Source organism: Vibrio sp. 1580 (assembly GCF_033340055.1).
The window spans coordinates 152,431-174,403 of the sequence record NZ_JAWOVT010000007.1; the positions used below are offsets into that span (position 1 = coordinate 152,431).

18 protein-coding genes are annotated in these 21,973 nt (G+C 44.3%); 6 read left to right on the plus strand and 12 right to left on the minus strand.

Features of this window, described 5'->3' with window-relative positions:
- Positions 1–46: 46 nt before the first annotated feature.
- The 7 genes from R7093_RS13275 to lrp all read right to left on the minus strand — a co-directional run bounded on the left by R7093_RS13275 (position 47) and on the right by lrp (position 8,970).
- The gene (locus tag R7093_RS13275) at positions 47–760 is read right to left on the minus strand and encodes a hypothetical protein (RefSeq protein WP_047100794.1); all 714 of its coding nucleotides are present in this window, start codon (positions 758–760) and stop codon (positions 47–49) included.
- The gene (locus tag R7093_RS13280; protein ID WP_047100795.1) at positions 760–1,629 is read right to left on the minus strand and encodes a peptidoglycan-binding domain-containing protein; all 870 of its coding nucleotides are present in this window, start codon (positions 1,627–1,629) and stop codon (positions 760–762) included. Before R7093_RS13280 ends, R7093_RS13275 begins: the two co-directional genes overlap by 1 nt.
- Positions 1,630–1,832: 203 nt before the next feature.
- Positions 1,833–3,140, minus strand: a complete 1,308-nt coding sequence (gene serS, locus R7093_RS13285) for a serine--tRNA ligase (RefSeq protein WP_047100797.1) — start codon at positions 3,138–3,140, stop codon at positions 1,833–1,835.
- Between the two features lie 91 nt (positions 3,141–3,231).
- Positions 3,232–4,587, minus strand: coding sequence for a replication-associated recombination protein A (locus R7093_RS13290; RefSeq protein ID WP_318146688.1), 1,356 nt, complete (start codon positions 4,585–4,587; stop codon positions 3,232–3,234).
- Complete coding sequence (lolA, locus tag R7093_RS13295) at positions 4,588–5,214, minus strand: outer membrane lipoprotein chaperone LolA (protein WP_005388103.1); 627 nt, start codon at positions 5,212–5,214, stop codon at positions 4,588–4,590.
- Positions 5,215–5,275: 61 nt separating this feature from the next.
- Positions 5,276–8,323: a DNA translocase FtsK 4TM domain-containing protein gene (locus R7093_RS13300; protein ID WP_132936551.1), complete on the minus strand. Its 3,048-nt coding sequence runs from the start codon at positions 8,321–8,323 to the stop codon at positions 5,276–5,278.
- A 152-nt stretch (positions 8,324–8,475) separates the two neighbouring features.
- Positions 8,476–8,970, minus strand: coding sequence for a leucine-responsive transcriptional regulator Lrp (gene lrp / locus R7093_RS13305; protein ID WP_005378234.1), 495 nt, complete (start codon positions 8,968–8,970; stop codon positions 8,476–8,478).
- Positions 8,971–9,126: 156 nt separating this feature from the next.
- Between lrp and ald the strand changes: the two genes are divergently transcribed.
- On the plus strand, positions 9,127–10,251 hold the full coding sequence (gene ald, locus R7093_RS13310) for an alanine dehydrogenase (RefSeq protein WP_005378241.1): 1,125 nt from the start codon (positions 9,127–9,129) through the stop codon (positions 10,249–10,251).
- Between the two features lie 93 nt (positions 10,252–10,344).
- On the opposite strand, the gene R7093_RS13315 is transcribed toward ald, so the two are convergent.
- Entirely contained in the window at positions 10,345–11,541 is a 1,197-nt protein-coding gene (locus R7093_RS13315) for a methyltransferase (protein WP_025766893.1), read from the minus strand.
- A 53-nt stretch (positions 11,542–11,594) separates the two neighbouring features.
- A complete protein-coding gene (cysB, locus tag R7093_RS13320) occupies positions 11,595–12,569 on the minus strand; it encodes an HTH-type transcriptional regulator CysB (RefSeq protein ID WP_005388967.1) in 975 nt (324 codons plus the stop codon).
- Positions 12,570–12,882: 313 nt separating this feature from the next.
- Between cysB and R7093_RS13325 the strand changes: the two genes are divergently transcribed.
- Positions 12,883–13,647: a hypothetical protein gene (locus tag R7093_RS13325; RefSeq protein ID WP_033905073.1), complete on the plus strand. Its 765-nt coding sequence runs from the start codon at positions 12,883–12,885 to the stop codon at positions 13,645–13,647.
- 97 nt (positions 13,648–13,744) lie between these two features.
- Positions 13,745–14,515, plus strand: coding sequence for a tRNA isopentenyl-2-thiomethyl-A-37 hydroxylase MiaE (gene miaE, locus R7093_RS13330; protein WP_005388968.1), 771 nt, complete (start codon positions 13,745–13,747; stop codon positions 14,513–14,515).
- A 125-nt stretch (positions 14,516–14,640) separates the two neighbouring features.
- On the opposite strand, the gene R7093_RS13335 is transcribed toward miaE, so the two are convergent.
- Entirely contained in the window at positions 14,641–16,269 is a 1,629-nt protein-coding gene (locus tag R7093_RS13335; RefSeq protein WP_047100808.1) for a methyl-accepting chemotaxis protein, read from the minus strand.
- 155 nt (positions 16,270–16,424) lie between these two features.
- Positions 16,425–16,691, minus strand: coding sequence for a hypothetical protein (locus R7093_RS13340; protein WP_025766895.1), 267 nt, complete (start codon positions 16,689–16,691; stop codon positions 16,425–16,427).
- 291 nt (positions 16,692–16,982) lie between these two features.
- Here R7093_RS13340 and R7093_RS13345 point away from each other — a divergent pair, with 291 nt between their 5' ends.
- Together R7093_RS13345 and R7093_RS13350 are read left to right on the plus strand one after the other, a co-directional pair.
- A complete protein-coding gene (locus R7093_RS13345) occupies positions 16,983–18,311 on the plus strand; it encodes a sphingomyelin phosphodiesterase (protein ID WP_005378251.1) in 1,329 nt (442 codons plus the stop codon).
- The gene (locus R7093_RS13350) at positions 18,308–19,264 is read left to right on the plus strand and encodes a hypothetical protein (RefSeq protein WP_025766896.1); all 957 of its coding nucleotides are present in this window, start codon (positions 18,308–18,310) and stop codon (positions 19,262–19,264) included. The genes R7093_RS13345 and R7093_RS13350 overlap by 4 nt, the downstream gene beginning before the upstream one ends.
- A gap of 84 nt (positions 19,265–19,348) precedes the next feature.
- Here R7093_RS13350 and trpS read toward each other — a convergent pair whose 3' ends face one another.
- A complete protein-coding gene (gene trpS, locus R7093_RS13355; RefSeq protein ID WP_025766897.1) occupies positions 19,349–20,371 on the minus strand; it encodes a tryptophan--tRNA ligase in 1,023 nt (340 codons plus the stop codon).
- A 601-nt stretch (positions 20,372–20,972) separates the two neighbouring features.
- Between trpS and R7093_RS13360 the strand changes: the two genes are divergently transcribed.
- Complete coding sequence (locus R7093_RS13360; RefSeq protein WP_025766898.1) at positions 20,973–21,929, plus strand: AEC family transporter; 957 nt, start codon at positions 20,973–20,975, stop codon at positions 21,927–21,929.
- Positions 21,930–21,973: the final 44 nt, after the last annotated feature.

Genomic DNA, 21,973 nt, shown 5'->3' on the forward strand with positions numbered 1-21,973 from the left:
CGAAAACACTATTACGCTTTGATAAAAATAGATAACCTAAAACCAATTACCATTCTTTAATTAGTTGGTATGACTCATTCTCCTGAAGCCTTGAAAGAACATACCCGTGAGTAGAACCATAGCTTCCGCTTAACACGCTGTTTTCCTTTAACAGTATTACATCCTCCAAACCATCATCATTGTAGTCTCCGGTCGCAAGAAGAGTAACTTTTTGGTAACCATCGGAGTTATCGTAAAATACAGCCTGGAAGTCATTCAATCGCTCAAAACTAGTGATTTTATCCATATCAGCCCATCGATGTGCTTCTTTTGATTTTCTCAATTGTTCATCAGAGATGATAAAACTCAACTCTGATGGAGATATATCCGGAAGACTCTCACTAATGATGCTTTCTGATATGTAAGAAGTATTAGATGGTTTAAGAGATCCCATCACTTTCCAAGATTCACATAAGACTTTTGTTGCCATTAACGCAGAATGCTCTGAGTCTATTTTAGCGCTAAAGTTTTTTTGGCTTTTCAGCTCGAGTTCTGCACAACTTTTAGCTACTGAGACTTCTCCAGAAGCGGACTTAAGTGGGAACTCAAAATACCACTCCGCTCCATAAACTGCTCTGACATTATCCTGAGTTAAGAAGGTCACTTTTTCGACAAAAAAACGATCAGAGTTATTGTAAGGACTATAGAAGGGCTCTATCGAAATTGGGTTTGCGAATAAGCTAGAAGAAGATAAACCTAGTAAAAGGAAGAGTGATTTCATTAATGAGACCTTAATAAGTTTGCTACATAAGCATTTCTTTCTGCTTGTACACCATTTCTTTTCGACTCGAGGGCCGCTTGCTGATAATTTCCGTTTCGAATATGCCCATTAAACTTGGGATAAGTATCTTTAAGTTTTGGCATACCTAAATTAAATATCATGTCAAAAAGCGCTAGCTTTACGTTGTCCGGATAAGATGTAAACGCTTCATCTCCATAGATAACCTTAAGCTCTTTTTCGAAAGACTGTATGTGATGTGCTACTTGCTCGTTCATCACGCTTTCAGTTAATTTGAGGGCTGTAAAAGGCTTAAACCTTGAAGCTGGCTCTGACTCTCCAAAAGGCCGGGCCTTAACACGCAAAAACTCTTCTTTGATTTGCTCGTAAGTAGCCGGTTCATTTGTAGAATTGTGAACAAATGGGAGCTTTGTTGCTGCGGTACCGTCGCTTAACATACTACCTACCCCAACAGTGATATAGCCTCTGGTATCCAAATACATATGCTCGACTCTTCCCTCATATTGCTCTAATTTAGCCTTGAGCTTCATTTTGAGGGAGGTTGAGACAGGCAAAGCCTTCTTCGCACTCAAAACCGTGATACCTTGCATCAACTTACGATGGCTTCTTCCATTCACATCTATCCTTCCATCTGGACGAGCCATCCCAACAAGGTTTTTCTGAAAAGCTTTAATTGCGGCGACAGTCTTGGAGTTTTCCGGTCTAGAGCCCAGTTTCCCATCCACTTTAAGTTCCTTTACTCCCCTTAAAGAACCAAGCAATTGGTTAATAGACCTTTGTACCGTACGAATATCAGCATCCACATTTTTACCACCCAAGCCAACAGAGCCGCTTATTCTTATTGAAGCCATGAAAGTACCTCCTCTTTATATTTTGGAGGAGCTTGTCACGCTCAATGAAGCTTAGAAAAATATCATTAGGGACTGGTTTTAATAATTTAGGCTAACTATGCAATACCTCATCCTATATTTACATAACAACGTATTTTCACTCGACGCAGATAACAAAAAACCCAGCACTGAGGCTGGGTTTTGGTGTTCAAGTGGTTAACGAATTAACCGATGTGCGTTGCGCCCGCCATGTACTTCTGAAGTACTGTAGGGATTGCAATGCGGCCGTCTGCTTCTTGGTTGTTTTCTAGGATAGCAACCATTGTACGACCTACAGCAAGACCAGAGCCGTTTAGCGTGTGTACAAGCTCAGGTTTCTTCTCGCCTTTACGACGGAAACGCGCTTGCATACGACGAGCTTGGAAGTCCCACATGTTAGAACATGAAGAGATTTCACGGTAAGTTTCTTGAGCAGGAACCCAAACTTCTAGGTCGTAAGTCTTACGAGCGCCGAAGCCCATGTCACCTGTACATAGAACCACTTTACGGTAAGGAAGCTCTAGAAGTTGTAGAACTTTCTCAGCGTGACCTGTTAGCTCTTCTAGTGCGTTCATTGAATCTTCTGGCTTAGTGATTTGTACTAGTTCAACTTTGTCGAACTGGTGCATACGAATCAGACCACGAGTATCACGACCGTAAGAACCTGCTTCTGAACGGAAACATGGCGTGTGAGCTGTCATCTTAATTGGTAGATCCGCTTCGTCAGAAATCGTGTCACGAACTAGGTTCGTTACAGGTACTTCTGCAGTAGGGATTAGAGACAGTTTACGTGGCTCTTCGTCGTTTACTTTTTCTACTAGCGGCTCAGTGTGGAAAAGATCTTTACCGAACTTAGGAAGCTGACCAGTACCGAATAGGCTGTCAGAGTTTACTAGGTAAGGTACGTACATTTCTGTGTAGCCGTGCTCTTCAGTGTGAAGATCTAGCATGAACTGAGCGATTGCGCGGTGTAGACGAGCAAATTGGCCTTTCATCACGATGAAACGTGCGCCAGTGATCTTAACTGCGCTTGCGAAGTCTAGACCGTCACCCATTTCGCCCAGGTCAACGTGATCTTTCAGTTCGAAGTCGTAAGACTTTGGCTCACCCCAACGAGAGATTTCAACGTTGTCGCTTTCATCTTTGCCATCTGGCACTTCGTCTGCTGGGATGTTTGGTACAGAAAGCGTGAATTCGTCTAGTTGAGCCATTACTTGCTCAAGTTCAACTTTCTTCGCGTCAAGATCGCTACCTAGAGTACCGATTTGTTTCTTGATCTCTTCTGCGCCTTCTTTGTCGCCAGCCGCCATTTTTTGGCCGATTTGCTTGGAGATGGAGTTACGCGTGGATTGTAAATTTTCTACTTCTACTTGAATGGACTTACGTTGTTCTTCAAGTTTACGAATAGTATCTACGTCTAGCTTAAAGCCACGACGCGCCAGTTTAGCAGCTGTTTCATCCAGCTCTGTACGAAGTAATTTAGAATCCAGCATTGTTAATCCTATGCTTTTTGTTGTGAAATCACGCGCACTTTCCAAGCGTACGCGTTAAAAAAATTTACTGAACAAATGTATCCAAAAACGCCTACTTTTCATAGCGCTTTTGTGGGCTATTTGCGTCTAAAGTAGCCAAGTAATCTAACTTTTCGCCGATTTTGGTCTCTAGACCACGATTTGTCGGCTGATAGTACCTACGATCGCCCATTTCAGGTGGCAAATATTGCTCACCCGCAGCGTAAGCGCCAGGCTCATCGTGAGCATAACGATACTCTGCACCGTAACCCATGTCTTTCATCAAACTGGTTGGTGCATTTCGAAGGTGATGCGGCACTTCATATTCAGGTAAGTTATGAGCGTCTGTGAGCGCCTGTTTCCACGCCACGTAAACAGCATTACTTTTCGGCGCACACGCTAAGTACACGATCGCCTGTGCAATCGCACGTTCACCTTCTGCTGGACCAACTCGGGTAAAGCAATCCCAAGCAGACAGTGCCACTTGCATTGCGCGAGGGTCAGCATTGCCTACATCTTCAGAAGCGATCGCAAGTAATCGACGGGCAATATAAAGAGGATCACATCCCGCTGCAATCATACGTGCAGCCCAGTAAAGCGCCGCATCTGGGTTAGAACCACGAATGGATTTGTGGACCGCAGAGATTAAGTCGTACCAGATATCACCTTTGTTATCGAAGCGAGAGACTTTCTCCCCTGCCACTTCAGCCAGCAACTTAAGCGTGATCTCTTTTTCACCTTGCGCATTGTCTTCTGCCATGTCGTAGAGCAGCTCAAGATAATTGAGAGACATGCGAGCATCACCGTTTACCAGTTCTGCTAGGCGGTCTAATACGTTATCAGCGAAGTGTGCAGGTGTATTGCCCAAGCCACGTTCTTTATCGCTGATCGCTTGGTTCAGCGCCAATGAGATTTCATCTCTATCAAGAGACGTCAGCTTGTAGACACGTGCACGTGACAGCAATGCGTTGTTTAACTCAAACGATGGGTTTTCTGTCGTCGCACCAATAAAGGTAACCGTGCCATCTTCAATATGCGGCAAAAACGCGTCTTGTTGAGATTTGTTGAAGCGATGCACCTCATCCACAAATAAGATGGTGCGGCGACCCGCCATTTTGTTCTCACGTGCTTTCTCAATTGCTGCACGAATTTCCTTCACACCAGACGTCACGGCAGACACGCGCTCTACTTCAGCATTGGCATAGTTTGCAGCCACTTCCGCTAATGTCGTTTTGCCTGTGCCCGGTGGTCCCCAAAGGATCATCGAGTGAATGTGACCCGCCTCTAGCGCACGGCGCAGTGGCTTACCGGGACCTAAAATGTGTTGCTGTCCGATGTATTGATCGATCGTTTCCGGTCTCATACGAGCAGCAAGGGGACGAAAATCTTCGTCCCCCGAGAAATCTAATGTGTAATTGCTCACTACCAATTAATTCCTTTGGTCATCCACTTCCACACCTTTTGGAATTGTGAACGTGAATCTGTCTGCTTTTGGTTTACCCAGCTTCACGTTGTTAAAGGTGAACAAACCTTTTTGACCGTCTTGCTCAACCACGTTGAAGCCTTTCACCACACCTTTGGCATCAATATTAATCTGGAATTGACCTTGTGTGGAGTCTACTGCGGTAGGAATGAGAGTGAACTGGTCACCTTTTTGAGATATTTTGTAGTTATTCCAATCACTTGCTCGGTTACGCGTTAGCAAAACAAATGGCGTTTGCTCTGTTGCTTGCTCTTGCCAGTAGATGCTCACTTGCTCGATGAATGGGCTGTAGTACCACAATGTCTTACCGTCAGAGACCAATAGGTTCTCATCGGGGAATGTTGTACTCCAACGGAACAGGCTTGGGCGAGCGATTTCAACCGTACCTTCTCCTTCCATCACCGTTTCGCCTTCAGGGCTGATAACCTGCTGAGAGAAATCCGCACTGAAGCCATCATTCATAGAAAGGCGTTTGTTTAATTCATCTTTAGGAGATGCTGCGTGTGCGGTAGAAAAGAGGGAAAAGCTTAAAACAAGCGCAGAGAAAAGTTTCGCTGAAAATAGTTTTTTCATTCAGATACCTATTATTAGAACCACTCACCTCAGTTGGACTGAGGTGAGTAACACAAGTTCATTAATCTTTTGGTGGCGCAGGTGCCAGTACTTCACGGTTACCGTTATGGCCCGGAGCACTTACGATGCCCTGTGCTTCAAGCTGCTCTACAATACGGGCGGCACGGTTGTAACCTATCTTAAATCGGCGCTGAACACCGGAAACCGAACCTCGACGTGATTGAACCACGTGCTCAACAACTTGATCGAAGAGCGGGTCTACATCTTCATCCGCTTCCATTTGCTCACCTGGCAATAGACTTTCTGGAGTTTGATCTCCACTGATGATCTCTTCAATGTAGTTCGGTTTACCACGCGCTTTCCAGTTGTTTACAACAGCATGAACATCATCATCTGATGCAAATGCACCGTGAACACGAGTTGTATGACTTGATCCCGGCGGTAGATACAACATATCACCCATACCAAGTAGTGATTCTGCGCCGCCTTGATCTAGGATTGTACGAGAGTCCGTTTTAGTCGATACCGTAAACGCAACACGAGTTGGAATGTTCGCTTTAATTAGACCGGTAATAACATCAACCGATGGACGCTGAGTCGCAAGAATTAAGTGAATACCTGCCGCGCGCGCTTTTTGCGCCAAGCGAGCAATCAGTTCTTCGACTTTCTTACCTACCACCATCATCAGGTCAGCAAATTCGTCAACAACAACGACGATGTAAGGCAGCTTTTCTAGCAATGGCGGTTCAGTATCCATGCTGTCGCCTTCCTGCCAGAACGGGTCATGGATTGGGTGGCCCGCTTCTGCTGCCATCTTCAATTTTTCGTTGAAGCCCTTCACATTACGTACACCTAATGCCGACATCAATTTGTAACGACGTTCCATCTCGCCCACACACCAACGTAGAGCATTTGATGCGTCTTTCATATCAGTCACAACTTCAGAAAGAAGATGAGGGATACCTTCATAAATAGAAAGCTCTAGCATTTTCGGGTCAATCATGATGAAGCGTACATCTTCTGGACCTGCTTTATACAGCATGCTCAAAATCATCACGTTCACACCCACCGACTTACCAGAACCTGTTGTACCTGCTACTAACACGTGAGGCATCTTCGCAAGATCGGCCACCACAGCTTCGCCCGCAATGTCTTGACCTAACACAACCGTTGTTGGTGACGTTGCTTGCTCAAACTGAGGGCTACTGATGACATCAGATAAATAGACCGTCTGACGACTCATGTTTGGCAGTTCCAAACCGATGTAAGGCTTGCCAGGGATTACTTCCACGACACGTACCGCCATCGCAGACAATGCACGCGCTAAGTCAGTTGAAAGACCAGAAATACGACTTACTTTCACCCCCGGCGCCAAATCAAGCTCAAAACGAGTGATCACTGGACCAGGATAAATACCAACCACATCGGCTTTGATTTTGTAGTCAGCGAGTTTGCTCTCTACCAATCGAGCGACCTGCTCTAACGCATCACGGTCGATAAAGTTTTCACGTTTTTCTGGATGATAAAGCAACTCGAGCGTTGGGAGTGGCTCTTCCGGAACTGGCAAGTTTTCTTCTTTCTGTACCAAAAATGGGTTCTGTGTTGCAGCGACTTTGGCTTGCGCATTGGAAACCATATCTTGGAATGCGGTAACGTCTTGGTCGTTGTCTTGGACCTCTTCTACCTCCACTTTTTGAGGTGCAGGTTCAAATGTTGTTGAAGGTGTTGCAACTTGCTGATGAGGCGTTGTTGGCTGTGCTTGCTGTGCAGGCTGAGACTCCACTTCGTCTTCATCATCTAACACATCAAAGTCAGAGATCGTAGGCTCAATATGTTGGCTCGACTCTGTTTGCGCCGTGATGCTATCTAATACAGCAGAATCAATTGCAGGCTCTTCATGTACAGGATGCTCAATACTTGGCTGCTGTACTTGCTCTGCTTCAAATTGTTCGTACTCCGCATAATCTGGTTCAACACTGATCGGTTCTTCTGTAGCTGTATGTTGCTCGACATAGGAAGAATAAGTGTCTGCAAATGATGGGGCTGCCTGTTCTTCAGTTCCCCAGTCATCTGCTTGTTGCGCCGCTGCTTCAAGCTCTTCTATCGTAACATTCAGTTGCTTGGTGCGTTCCAAGAGCGGATCAACGTTATCAGTGTTAACCGTATGGATAGGTTGTATTTGAGGCTCAGGTTCAGAATAAACTGGCGCAGCATTAACCGTAGCCTTGCGTTGTGGTGGAGTCGGTTCTACCATCGCCTGTTCCGCAGGCTTATCAGGTTTAGCTTGCGGCATATAAATAGGGTACTCATGCGCTGGCGCCGACTCTTTCGGTTCATCGACATCGTACGCCGTTAAATGAGGAAGCGGCTCATCATCAATTTCATAGTCTACATTATGTTTAGGCGTAGAGACTTTATCTTCTACAAACTCATCAAGCTGAGGTTCTAAAACTTCCTGCTCTGAACCTCTTGCCTTATTTGCAAGCGCGGCAATTAGTGCTAACGCACGATCACCAAGCCATTCCACGATGTTAAGCCATGAGATGCCAGTGAAGAGCGTAAAGCCCGCTCCCCACAAGAACAGCAGTACCAATGTGGTACCGAGTACATTCAATGTAGGTAAAGCGAGGCTAGACAACACATCCCCGACCACACCTCCGGATGAAAAATACCAAATGTCATCAAAATTAATATCGGCAAGACCGCAACTGGTCATAATAAGGACGACCAGACCGAGCAGCCTTGTACCCCATAGCATGAAATCAATGGGCTCATCTTCTCCTCGTTTACGGCAAATCACCCATGCAGCCGCCGCTAGCAAGAAAGGGATTGGGTAAGCGAGAGAACCAAATGTGAAGAATAGAGTATCGGCTAGCCAAGCGCCGAAAAGGCCACCAGCATTATCGATATCCCCTCCCCATGCGGTTTGGGACCAAGAAGGATCGGCCGGACTGAAGGTAAATAGTGCAACCGCAAGCAATACCGAGCTAAGAACGCCAACGATAAAGCAGCACTCTTTTAAGCGTTGGAAGCCATTTAAGCGTGAAGACTGGGGCTCTTCACTGGTTTTGATAATGGTTTCGACTTTCTTTGCGTTCTCTTTGAACATAAATCAACTTGAATATGGAAATGAAATAGGAAATTGCAAAACATTCCGAGCGGCATCAAGCCGCTCGGTAAATTGATTTAACCATATCAAGGAGAAAAACCCAATTACTCTCTGGCGAAAGCGGAAGCATATACCGCTTTCTTTGCAAGAAATTAACGAGTTTTGATCACAAGCTGGTTAGATTGTTTCACTTCTTCCATAACAACGTATGTGCGAGTGTCATTTACGCCAGGTAGACGTAGTAACGTATCGCCCAATAGTCGGCGGTAAGCACCCATATCTGATACACGGGTTTTAAGAAGATAGTCAAAGTCACCTGAAACAAGATGACACTCTTGTATGTCGTCTAGCTTTTGAACAGCTGAGTTAAACTGCTCAAACACATCCGGCGCACCACGGTTTAGCGTAATCTCAACGAATACTAATAGTGATGCATCCAGGAACTGCGGATTCAATAATGCAGTATACCCTGTGATATAACCCTGACGCTCTAAGCGACGCACACGCTCCAAACATGGCGTTGGAGAAAGTCCCACACGTTTTGAAAGCTCAACGTTTGAAATACGACCGTCTTTCTGCAGCTCATTAAGAATGTTGCGGTCGATACGGTCTAGTTCCTTGGACGGCTTTTTATAGTTGTCTGCCATTTTTTATTCCACCTTATTACTTCCTTGCAAAAAAATATACTACAACTTTTTAATATTTGGTGCCAAATTTTACAAATCTATAACTATACTAGTTATTAATTCGACAATAACACCCTACTAACAGTTAATACAACCATTATAGAAAGAGGATACAGGATGATCATTGGCGTACCTAAGGAAATCAAGAATCACGAATATCGTGTTGGTATGATCCCAGCTAGCGTGAGAGAACTCATCTCACATGGTCACCAAGTTTTAGTTGAGACCAATGCAGGTGCCGGCATTGGTTTTTCAGACGATGATTACATCGCTGTCGGCGCATCCATTCTCCCTCATGCTGCTGACGTATTTGCGCAAGCAGACATGATTGTAAAAGTAAAAGAACCCCAAGCAGTAGAGAGAGCAATGCTCCGCGAAGGGCAAATTTTATTTACTTATTTACACCTAGCACCAGATTTTCCACAAACTGATGAGCTAATCAAGAGCAAAGCTGTCTGTATAGCCTATGAGACTGTAACAGATAATATGGGTCGTTTGCCACTGTTAGCACCAATGTCAGAAGTGGCAGGTCGGATGTCTATCCAAGCTGGCGCGCAAACGTTGGAAAAATCGCACGGCGGTCGTGGTCTGCTCCTAGGCGGCGTACCTGGTGTTGAACCTGCAAAAGTCGTTATCGTTGGTGGTGGCGTTGTTGGTGCAAACGCTGCTCGTATGGCGGTTGGCCTTCGCGCTGACGTCACCATTCTAGACCGTAACGTAGACACACTTCGTAAGCTTGACGAAGAATTCCAAGGTCGCGCAAAAGTGGTTTATTCTACTGAAGACGCTATCGAGAAGCATGTTCTAGAAGCGGACCTTGTTATCGGTGCCGTTCTAATTCCTGGCGCAGCAGCACCTAAACTGGTCACTAAAGAGCACATTGCTAAGATGAAGCCTGGTGCGGCAGTGGTTGACGTGGCAATTGACCAAGGCGGTTGTTTCGAAACTTCGCACGCGACAACTCACGCAGATCCAACTTACATCGTTGATGAAGTGGTTCACTACTGTGTAGCAAATATGCCTGGCGCAGTTGCTCGCACTTCAACATTTGCACTCAACAACGCTACACTTCCATACATCGTGAAGTTAGCAAATAAAGGCTACCGCGAAGCACTTCTAGAAGATAAAGGCTTCCTTGAAGGTCTAAACGTTATTCACGGAAAAGTAACGTGTAAAGAAGTAGCAGAAAGCTTTGACTTGGAATACGTTGAACCAACTCAAGCTATCGCTATGTTTAATTAATGACAAAATAAAACATAACTTGTCACGTTTTGTTTACAAAAGCCCACTCATAAGTGGGCTTTTTCATATAGAGCGTTTGGCTATAAAGAATAACTAAATCTTATATGCACAAATTAAAATATTTCTAGGTGTGACCGATTTAGGGCAAAACTCTGACAATCTAACACGGTAACCACGTTCTTCAAGATAAAGCACTTTATCTAATGCGAGCCAGATCTCCAACGGACGTTGAAAAACAAGTTGCACTAAGCTCATTCTCTCCATTTGCCAGAAGCGTTGTTCGCTTAACTTTTCAAAATGAGAGAAATCGATTTCTTGAGGAAGAACAATGCCTTTTTGCTCCGCTGCCCAGCGACAGAACGATTCAAAACCATCACTTAATTGCGACTTACGGATACTCGGCACAGGCTGATACTCTGCCATTCCCAAAGCTTGTCGCGTGATCAAATCAAACCCAAGACGAAACATCATTTCCTGCTGACGATGACGACGCACGCGCTCTCCTCCCGTCACCGTTTGTTGTAATGGGATACGCAGTTCTTGCTTAGACAATGAGAGAGAAGAAGCCCTGCCCGATTCCGACATCGGCTGGTATTGTTCCGACTGAATCAAGTGGTAACAACAAGGTGATATGGTCATCGCAGCAATCCCATTTTCACTGCCGTACTGCATTAGACGAACGTGAAGGTCACCGCATGCATGCAGTGCTACTGCGTGTTGCGTTGGCTTAAACACGGCTTTCGCTTTGCTATCAAACGCGTCGCCTTGAATAAACGTCATCTTCCAATGATGTTCATTGGCTGCTTGTTGTCCCGAATCGCACAGTGCTTGTTGGTATTCAAAGCTGGTTACAGGCTGATCGGTTTGCGTGGTCAGGATTCGCCCCAAGTAACCTTTACCTGAGCACCATTCTAGCCATTCTTCGCCACAGTGTTGTTGAATTGCAGCTTCACCCATCGAGCTAATTTGCTCCAACTTACGTCCCGGAATACCGTTATCTAAACCACGAGCGAGTTCCAAGCCGTTTAACGACAAAAGCTCTAAATGAGTCAGTTTTGCGAGTTGTTCAAGCTCAGGCAAAAACGGACTAAGTGCTTTTAACGCGAGTTCTGGTGCTGCTTTGTATTCTTCGATTTGAGAGGGAGTAAGAGACGCTAGCCATTGGCACAGTCGAGGATGTTGCTCCTGCCAAGGTAATGATGTGTGAATGCTGCTTTTAAAAGGCTCGAATCGCCACAAAGATTGGTTTTCGATTAAGCAGTCATTAATAAACTGAAATTGCGTTTTCATAGCTCCCCCTACAACGAGCGCATTGTAGAGGGAATCGAAACATCAATGAAGTGTTATCTCACCGGAAGCTCGATGTCTTTAAACATCTCTTCGATTTCTGCATTAGACTTCAACGAAATCGCCTGCTCAACCACTGGACGCGTTAAGTGCGGTGCAAAACGCTCCATAAAATCGAACATGTAAGAGCGTAAGAATGTACCACGGCGGAAGCCGATGCTCGTGGTGCTCGCGCCAAACAAATGGCTCGCATCTATTGCAACCAAGTCACCGTCCTGCTCTTCATCCACAGCCATGCTTGCAATCACACCCACACCAATACCCATACGAACGTAAGTTTTAATGACGTCTGCATCAGTTGCCGTGAACACCACTCGCGGGGTTAAACCTTCGCGGTTGAATGCTGTATCCAGCTCTGAACGACCAGTAAAACCGAACACGTAAGTGACTAATGGGTAAGCGGCAAGATCACTGATCGTTACTTTGTCTTTCTTCGCTAGTGGGTGGTCTTTAGGCACAACTATTGAACGATTCCAGTGATAACAAGGCAGCATGATGGCATCTTGATATAAGTGAAGAGCTTCTGTCGCAATCGCAAAATTCGCAGTGCCTTTAGCTATCGCCTCAGACATTTGTGACGGTGTACCTTGGTGCATGTGTAACGACACTTTTGGATAACGAGAAGTAAAACCTTTGATGACATCTGGCAGTGCATAACGAGCCTGCGTATGTGTCGTGGTGATATTCAGCGTCCCCATTTCTGGATGGGTGTGCTCTCCAGCCACCGCTTTGATACTTTCTACACGAGCGAGAATTTCTTGAGAGATACGTACAATTTCTTCTCCAGCTGGCGTCACTTGCGTTAAGTGCTTACCGCTACGTTCAAAAATCTGAATACCTAACTCATCTTCCAGCAACCGAACCTGTTTACTGATACCTGGCTGAGAGGTATATAAGCTTTCCGCCGTTGCAGATACATTCAGATTATGGTTTACAACCTCAACAATATACTTCAGCTGCTGCAGTTTCATCGTAATCCCTTACTTATTCATGAGAGAGTTTATTGGCCACTCAAGCGAGCGATATAATAATTAGTTATAACGCGTTCAAATCGAAATGAACAGCAATTTCTAACTTATACCTCAATCACATACTAATAATCTTCAAGCAAGAAACAATATGCACAAAGTTGAGCCAATAAATGACCGAAGTTCTATGATGTGACTTCTATCAGTAACTAAAACGTGGGAGAGACAAAATAATCAAACAAATAAGGTGCCGAGTAAGATAAGATTCATGTATTCTTTAACGCTAGCCGCAGAAAAGTAAAGCAGACGCAAAGATATGAATATTGGTTTAATAATCGCTTTGGTAGCCATCCTACTGGTGTTAATCCTAGGCTATAACATTATGTTGCAATATAAGGTTAAAGTTGAAACCGCAAAAAGGCAGGAATCAGCACGATATGTAGCCTTGATAGATGGTACTGAAGAGTTGATTGGTCATGCGCACCATATCCCTTTTAGTAAAGAGCTGTTGCTGTGTCTAAACAATCGTATTCTTGACGCGCTAGAGAGCATGCATGAGCTGGACCCTAAGAACAAGCAACTTGCTCAACGTATCGAAAATATGAAGCAGCAGATTACGCAGCTAAAAGAGAATGGCCCTACTGGCGAGAGTACCACTTTCAAGATGCCGAGTAGTGACAAACAAGCTATCGTCATGCTTAAGCTGGTTAAACGACTTCGCGACACTATCCGTAACGAGCACAACAAAGGCCGATTGGATACCCAGACCTACGTCACCGAAAATGCGCGCTTGGAAACGATGCAAATTCGCATCAACATTGAAAATGTCATCAAAAGAGCAAACGACTCTATCTCTCGTGGCCAACCAGGCACCGCGCTTCAACTGCTGCGTAAAGGTATCGATGCTTTGAGCACTAAGAGCGATCCTTATTCTATTCAAGCGAAACAAAAGCTTGAAGAGATGTTAGGTGACTTAGATAAAAAGCGCCAAGATAAAAGCGATGCCGAAATGCAGCAGATTGCTGACAAAGAGCGTGACAATGACATGGAAGCACTCTTCGGCGAGAAGAAAAAGTGGTAACATTCACTTCAGATCAAGAAAGGCTGCAATTGCAGCCTTTTTTCTATCCGCAAGACAACGGATATGCCCAATAAAAATGTGAAGTACTAAAACTAAAATGATGAATCTAGACGCCTATCAAGATCTTCTTGCTCCCATTAACCAATTTCTGCAATGCAGTACACCTGATGAATGGGTAGAGGAAGCAAAGAAACCAGAGAACCTTCAAACCATTTTGTTAGACCACCTACTGTGCGAACTAAAAGCTGGCCAATCTGCCATGTTTTTAATTCGTAAGTATGCCGTTGACCAATCCAGTTCACATGCTCTACTTGACTGGTTTAAGCCCTACGAAGATTTTGCTTACCGTAACGTAGGCTCATTGGAAACTTTAAAAGGCAAGAGCAATATTTCTAAGTCAATCATGGCTAAGTCCGACTCACCATACAGCCAAGATTTGATCGATAAGATGGTGCTTTTGATAAAAGAGGAGTTACACCACTTTTATCAAGTTTTAGAGATCATGGAAAGTCGTGGAATTGAGTATAAAAATATTCCAGCAAGTCGTTATGCTAAAGGACTGATTTCGCATATGAAGACTCATGAGCCGGAAACGCTGATCGATAAACTCATCATTGGTGCGTACATCGAAGCCCGATCTTGTGAGCGTTTTGCCAAACTAGCACCACATATGGATGACGATATCGCAAAGTTCTACATTTCTTTATTACGTTCTGAAGCACGCCATTACCAGGATTATCTTGTATTAGCGGAGCAAATCGCAGGCAAAGATATCAGCGAGCGCATCGCCTACTTTGGACGTATAGAGGCAGATTTAATTTCTACGCCAGATACAGATTTTAAGTTTCACAGTGGTATTCCAGCCTAGCGAGCATATTCTCCCAAGGTTGAGCATACTCTCAACTTATATAGACAGAGAATAAATAAGCCGGACATTTCGTCCGGCTTATTTATTGTAGCAATGAGGTTAGGAATAAAGCTGAAACACAACAACTAGAGCTGGAATGAACCCATTCGAGTTTTCAAGTTGTGCGCTAGGCTACTAATCTGCTGACAAGCCACAGCCGTTTGTGAAGCTCCCTCAGCCATCTCTGTTGAAGCACTATTAATATGCTCCACACTGCGATTCAGCTCTTCGGATACAGAATTCTGCTCACTGCACGCCGTTGCGATTTGTGTGCTCATTTGCGCTATGTTATCGACAGAATGTTCAATTTCTTTTATCTGGCTATCAGCATCATTAACTTGCTCAACACACTGAGAAATACCCTCCTGACAATCACGGCTTGAATGCCCTATTTTACTGCTGCTCTCTTGTAGCTGATTAACAATTTCCACAATTTGTGAAGTGGAGTCTTGAGTGCGTTGCGCCAGAGAACGAACCTCATCTGCCACAACAGCAAACCCACGTCCTTGTTCACCAGCCCGAGCGGCTTCAATTGCGGCGTTCAATGCTAACAAGTTTGTTTGCTCGGCAATCCCGCGGATCACATCGACGACCACATTGATATTGTTTGAGCTCGATTCAAGCTCACGTGCCAGTTCATCTGATTCTTGGATCGTATGTGATACACGCTCAATTACTGCGATAGTTTGTTGTAACGTCGCCGTTCCTTGCTTTGCCACTTCCGCAGCCGAATAAGCAGAGGTTGCGCCAACTTCGGTATTTTGTGCCACTTCACTTACAGCAGCTTGCATCTCTGTCATCGCAGAAGCCACCGAGCTAAGTTCAATTTGTTGATTTTGCATACCAGAGGCGGTCTGAGAAGAAATAGCACTCACTTCCTCTACTGCTGCCGTTAGCTGAATCGTTGAGTCATTAATCTCAGAAACCAGCGAATGTAAGTTTGTTTGCATACCGACAAGCTCTTTAAGCAACGTTCCTAACTCGTCTTTGCTCAATTCACTTTCGTCGATTTGATTATTCAATTGACCCTTGGCGATTTTAGAAGCGAATTCCAATGCTCGATCAACAGGCCCGCAAATGACTCGAGAAAGCAACATGGCAGACATTACCATGACCAATGCGACGACGAGCGCACCAACAGCAGCGCTGTATTGTGTAAATGCCGCTTCACTTTGTACTTCTTCACCAATCAAATTCACCAACTCATCGTTCAACGCGAGGGTATCATCCAAGCTGCTCAACGCTTTTGAGTAGGTATCGAAACTCGATAAAATCACATCATTTGCACTTTCAGCATCACCTTGGCTTAGCAGTGCGTTGTAAGTCTTCGTTTCTTTGATGTATTGATTCCAAGTTTCTTTAAAAACGCTAAAAGACTGCGTTTCACGCTTATTAAGGTCGAGCTTTTCGTATTCTGCAATACCAGCCTGCACATCAGAACGCCATTGGTCGAGGCCTTTTAACCACTCACCAATTTTGGGGTGATTTGCGTTTGGCAATAAAGAGAACTCATCTTTACGCACTTTAGTAATATCAACTTGGATACCTTTCAAAATCGCAACAGAAGGTAAACTTTTATCTGTTAACACTGAGATGTCTTTATTCAGTGTTAACAAACCTTGCACCAACATTACTGACACTAAACCAAACACGGCAAAAACGGTTAAATAACTAACCGATATTTTCTTTACGACACTTAAGTCTTTAATACGCATGCACTTTCTCCCCGCAGCCTTTCCAAACCTCTCACTTAAGTGAAAGCTTAACCTCTAAAACACACTGTTTTTTGCGCTCGATATCATTGAATGCTCTTATATACATCGGCTTGAGAGATCAAATCTTGACCAGTAATTGATAGTTTTATCACATGCTATTTTAGAGATAGGCTCGTATGCTCCTTATTGTGTCTACATCTTTTCATGAGCGCTTCTCGGCGCAGATCCAAGATCTCATCGATGAGCTTTTCTTTCGCGTTTATCCCAAAATGCTGGGCATAATTTTTTACTTTTGCTATCTCATTAGGCTGCAAGCGGTACACCTCTTTCTTTAAACGCGCTTCTGCTTCACTTCTAATCAGACCTTGCTCTTGTAACAATTTAATGATGGTTTCATCGGTTGGATTTACTGCTCTAGCCATGGTGCTCCATCTATCAATTTGAGTTCTAGCCATATGGCTAGATGAATGACGCCGCACAACTTATAGAGCAAAGATGACAGCTTGATTGCAGTGAATGCAATTCGTTGACTGTTGGTATTATTTTCCACCGCTTCAACGGCAACACACTCAATACCTCCACCCTCACCATTGAATAAAGATCACATTCTGATAACAATTTTCAACACTGGCTTAGGTGTCATCCATATTTAACGTGCAAGTAACATTTATAAACAAGAATGATTACTCTAGTTCAAATGATGGAAAAATAAGATGAAATTTTCGCAGTGGAGCCTTTTATTAAGTAGCTTGATAGCGTTACCCAGCATTGCAGATACCGACGTTTACCTAACGAATAACTCTGATCAACCGTTAACTATTCAAGTAAAACATGAAGGTAGTGATTTGCTTCAATACGGAGACGAGTGGCAACAACATGTGCAGGTACTTGGTCCGTGGGAAACTAAATCTGTATTAAGCTTCAACCGCTGGGAGGGCGTGAAATCAAATCAAACTTACCGTTTTGAAACTGTGGTTTCTAGCCCCGAAGGTGAAAGCATAACACTCAATCAAATAATGGAAGGCCATTGGTACAATTCGACCATTGAATACGGCTTATCCGCAGCCGATGTCGAGTTATCTCTCAAAGATGATCGTAACATTCATCGTGCCAACACTAACGCTTTTGGTACGAGAGAAACCGAACTGGCATTTAAGTCAGACAGTACCGCTCGATATGATGATCTTTACTACACCATCACGCCAAGCAAGGTAGCGGAGTCTGTCGACAACGAAGAACAAAACCTTAAGTTGATGACTTATAACATCTGGGCGTTGACGGCTATTGCATCGCACATTGGAGATCGTTACGAACTGATTCCTCAACATGTAAAAGGTTACGATGTTTTGGCGCTGCAAGAGGTGTTTGCCAGCGGCCGTGAAGCATTCTTACGTGAGTTAGCCAAGGAATATCCTTACCAAACAAAGATGTTAGATAAAGAAGGCGTTAATATTCATGATGGTGGCGTAATCATAGTTAGTCGCTACCCTATCGTGAACGAAGCGCAATATGTCTTTCCCGATTGCTCTGGTACAGACTGCTTTGCCGATAAAGGCGTAAATTATGCGGAAATAATTAAAGGTGGTCAGGCTTACCATGTGTTTGCTACCCATACCGCATCTTTCGATACAGACACCGCCCGTGAGTATCGTCAGCGCCAGTTCAAACAAATCCGCACACTCGCCCAATCTCTTGACATTCCTTCGAGCGAAACTGTGGTATACAGCGGCGACTTTAACGTAAACAAAAGAAAGTTCCCTGGTGACTACCAACAAATGATCGCTAACTTAAGTGCCATAGAGCCTCACTACTCTGGTTACACGGAGTCAACCTTTGATCCCCGTATCAATAACTTCGCAGGTGAAGCGTTATCAGGTGGCGAAAACGTGGAATACCTTGACTATGTTATGGTGAGTAGTGAATACGGGGTGAAATCATTCAATGACAACCGTGTAGACGTGCCGCGCACAACCGCAGAGAGTTTATGGAAACACTACAACCTTTCTGACCATTTCCCAGTAAGCGCAACAATCAAGCCATGAAGAAAATCGCTTTGATAATCATGTCCGCCATTATGGCGGGCATGATATTTTTAACTTTCAGTCACGATGTTCAAAAAGAAGAGCTCGCTTCCTCTCCTTCCCCTAAGACAAAAAATCAGAATGTCTCCAGTACATCACCACAAACAAGCAGCATCGTGCCCGATACAGATACTTCACCACAAACCGCTAAGCTCCCTTCCACAGTTCAAATAACGACTGAGCGATTAACTCAACTCAAAGGCAGGAAACTTGTCGCCGAACTTGAGACGTTTTGGCAAGAGTGTATGTTGAACCGTAGTTGTGAAGAGCAGGTCGCCTTGTTTGAGGCGCATTTATCTTCAGCTCGATTCCAGCTTTTGGCGAACTACCCTCAGCTCAGCAGCCAATGGCAAGAGAGTGTAGGAAATTTGTTATTTGATGAGCAACAATCACTGGCGTCGCGTGTTGCACAGCTGAAGAACGAAGCAAGAAGCATCTGGGGGGAATTGGCTGATGTTGTTTTTGCGGATGAGTTCGCGCTGTACGATTTCAACTTAGAAGCCCAAAAGCTGGACACTCAAAGCCCAGATAACTTTTTGCGAGCTTTCGAGCAACTCACCATTGACTGGCAAGAACATGCAGGTGCTATCGGGCTAACAAGCGAACAGGAAAAATATGAGCGTGCGGTCACCCTGATTCCTAATAGTATGAGCCTACCAGATCGCTTGGCGATCATCGCAGAGCTAGAACGAACTTACTTAACGAAAGAAGAAAGTAAAAACATTCATGCTCGTCAGCAGCAAATTACAGAGCAAAAAAAACGAGTCAAAGATTACCAACAAGCATTACAACAACTTGAGTCCAAGCTAAGAACGCAAAGAGCTTCTAGCCATTCAAATTTGTCAGAACCGGAATGGCAAAGCTATTACCAACAAGAAGTCGCGGATTTTCGTCGTGAATTTTTTTCTTCTTAATAATGCGCTTTGACTGACTGGGAACTTAAAAAGGCACGTTGCTAACCAGCCGTCGTGCCTTATGTTCAACTCTCTACTTTTAATTCAGAACAAATTTAAACCAAATACATCTTTCACATCAAATAGCACTTTTTCGGTTTTCTCGCGAGAACGCTCACTACCTTGTTTTAAAATATCAATCAGCTGCGCTTTATCATTCAAATACATAGCGCGCTTTTCTCGAATAGGGCGAAGCATTTCTTGTAAGCATTCTTCTAACACTTTCTTGGTCAAACCATCACCTAATCCACCTCGTCGATAATGGTCTTTTAGCTGTTCGACATAATTTTTATCAGGATGAAAAGCATCGAGGTAGATGAATACAATATTCCCTTCGACTTGGCCTGGGTCCTCAATTTTCAGATGATTGGGATCGGTATACATAGATTTCACTGCCGCGGAAATCTCCTTTTCGGAGGCCCCTAAGTTGATTGCGTTCCCCATGCTTTTAGACATCTTATTTTTACCGTCAGTACTCGGCAAACGAGGTGCATCGCTAAGTAATGGACGGCATTCTCTAAGAACTTCTTTTCCACCCAGATGGTTTATTTTTCTCACGATTTCATTAGTTTGCTCTAACATCGGCAGCTGGTCATCACCCACTGGTACTAGCGTCGCATGAAACCCCGTAATATCAGCAGCTTGAGAAATTGGATACGTTAAAAAGCCTGCGGGAATAGAGCGTTCAAAGCCTTTACTTTGAATCTCATTTTTAACCGTGGGGTTTCGCTCTAATCGTGCGATAGAAACAAGATTACTGTAATACATTGTCAACTCGGCTAACGCTGGAATTTGAGATTGCAACGTGATCGTAGTTTGAGCGGGGTTGATACCAACAGCCAAATAATCTGCAACGACATTGAGAATATTAGAGGATACCTTTGATGGATTATGCGCGTTATCCGTCAACCCTTGCATGTCCGCGACCAAGATCGTTTGCTCGTGCTCCGTTTGCAATTTGACTCGTTGTTGCAATGAACCAATATAGTGCCCGAGGTGTAATGGACCTGTTGCTCGATCTCCGGTAAGTATAATTTCACGCTGAGATGTATTTTTATGGCTATTCATATTTGTCTCCAAGTATTTAATAGATCGCTACTGGAGATAAAAAGATCAAACACTCTTAGCTACCATCCAGCAGCTTAAGAATGTAAGTATTCCGCGCCGCTCTATTTAGAGCGCCACCAAGAGAAGGTTGTTAATGAAGGGCGAACGTGTATTTTCATGTTTTTTAAACTAACAGCACACACCGCAGAACTCAATCTGTTTTGTACTGAATTAGTGTGAGTGTTCCAACAGCGAATTAAGAGGATTACATTGGTAAAGACATCGCAATGACCAAAACCGCACCAAATACCGAACCAGAGACAAACGCACACAGTACAGTTTTGTTGTGTTTCCTTTTCATTGATGAACTCCTATCCATAACTACGATGACCAGCCCTCACATCTAATACGCATGTGGATGCATCACGACAACGAGTTAACCAACATATCGCACGTAGGACCAGTACCGCTTTGTTAAATTGGGACCTCGTCCATAACTTGGAGTGTAAATGACTCCGGAACCTACAACAGAAGAAAATTTCATTACGTTACTGTCCTACCCTCCGGGTTTGTGGCTTAATAGGCAGCAGGAACACTTTTTTCTTTTGCTGCGGATACTTACATGGAAGCTGTTTTACATCAGTTGCAATTCTCTTTGTCGATAACCGGACCTATCTGTTTGATGTTGGTACTTGGCGTTCTTTTTAAGCGCTTTGGTCTAATCAACGATAATTTTATCGAAGTAGGCTCTAAGCTGGTGTTTCAAGTTACCTTGCCTGCGATGTTATTTGTCAGCATTGTGGCTTCAGAACACGACTTTTCCGCGGCAAGTGGATTCGTCAATTTCGGCGTCATCGCTAGTATTTCGTTTTTCATTTTCACCTACCTTTCCGTCAAACTTCTGTTCAAAGCATCGCCTGACCAAGGCGTTCTCATCCAAGGTGGGTTCCGAGCAAATACAGGTATTATTGGTATCGCTTACGTTGCCAATGCGTATGGTTCTCAAGGTGTGGCGCTAGCAGCGCTCTATGTCGCGGTCACCACATTTATTTATAACGTCCAAGCGGTAATTTGCTTATCGCCCAAGGGGGCAACGTCTGCCTCGCAAGCAGCAAAGATGATGGGCCGAACACTGACTAGGAATCCGCTCATAATCTCCATTGTTCTAGGAATGGCTTTTTATTTACTCGCTATTCCAGTACCGAATGTGGTTATTGACGCAGGAGACTACTTGTCCAAAATGACATTGCCTTTGGCGCTGTTGTGTACGGGTGGCTCACTTGACTTTAGCTTGATGAGAAAAGAGAAAGGTCCATCTTGGTTTGCGAGCAGTTACAAGCTCATCGTAGCGCCAGTCATCATCACCATGGGAGCTTACTTAGTAGGGTTTCGAGGAATTGAGCTAGGTATTCTTTTCTTTATGAACGCCTCTCCAGTCGCTGCTGCCAGCTATGTCATGGCGCGTTCCATGGGAGGCAATGCCACGTTAGCTGCAAATATCATCGCACTCACTACGGTGCTTTCTACCGTGACCTGTACGTTGGGCATCCTATTTCTTAAGTTCTACAGCTTAATATAATTGGTCCGCGATAAAATAAAAACGCTAAACGGCATTGATGTCAG

Coding starts and splice junctions, on each gene's coding strand:
- R7093_RS13275 (WP_047100794.1), bottom strand. CDS start 760: ATGAAATCACTCTTCCTTTTACTAGGTTTATCTTCTTCTAGCTTATTC.
- R7093_RS13280 (WP_047100795.1), bottom strand. CDS start 1,629: ATGGCTTCAATAAGAATAAGCGGCTCTGTTGGCTTGGGTGGTAAAAAT.
- serS (WP_047100797.1), bottom strand. CDS start 3,140: ATGCTGGATTCTAAATTACTTCGTACAGAGCTGGATGAAACAGCTGCT.
- lolA (WP_005388103.1), bottom strand. CDS start 5,214: ATGAAAAAACTATTTTCAGCGAAACTTTTCTCTGCGCTTGTTTTAAGC.
- R7093_RS13300 (WP_132936551.1), bottom strand. CDS start 8,323: ATGTTCAAAGAGAACGCAAAGAAAGTCGAAACCATTATCAAAACCAGT.
- lrp (WP_005378234.1), bottom strand. CDS start 8,970: ATGGCAGACAACTATAAAAAGCCGTCCAAGGAACTAGACCGTATCGAC.
- ald (WP_005378241.1), top strand. CDS start 9,127: ATGATCATTGGCGTACCTAAGGAAATCAAGAATCACGAATATCGTGTT.
- R7093_RS13315 (WP_025766893.1), bottom strand. CDS start 11,541: ATGAAAACGCAATTTCAGTTTATTAATGACTGCTTAATCGAAAACCAA.
- cysB (WP_005388967.1), bottom strand. CDS start 12,569: ATGAAACTGCAGCAGCTGAAGTATATTGTTGAGGTTGTAAACCATAAT.
- R7093_RS13325 (WP_033905073.1), top strand. CDS start 12,883: ATGAATATTGGTTTAATAATCGCTTTGGTAGCCATCCTACTGGTGTTA.
- miaE (WP_005388968.1), top strand. CDS start 13,745: ATGATGAATCTAGACGCCTATCAAGATCTTCTTGCTCCCATTAACCAA.
- R7093_RS13335 (WP_047100808.1), bottom strand. CDS start 16,269: ATGCGTATTAAAGACTTAAGTGTCGTAAAGAAAATATCGGTTAGTTAT.
- R7093_RS13340 (WP_025766895.1), bottom strand. CDS start 16,691: ATGGCTAGAGCAGTAAATCCAACCGATGAAACCATCATTAAATTGTTA.
- R7093_RS13345 (WP_005378251.1), top strand. CDS start 16,983: ATGAAATTTTCGCAGTGGAGCCTTTTATTAAGTAGCTTGATAGCGTTA.
- R7093_RS13350 (WP_025766896.1), top strand. CDS start 18,308: ATGAAGAAAATCGCTTTGATAATCATGTCCGCCATTATGGCGGGCATG.
- trpS (WP_025766897.1), bottom strand. CDS start 20,371: ATGAATAGCCATAAAAATACATCTCAGCGTGAAATTATACTTACCGGA.
- R7093_RS13360 (WP_025766898.1), top strand. CDS start 20,973: ATGGAAGCTGTTTTACATCAGTTGCAATTCTCTTTGTCGATAACCGGA.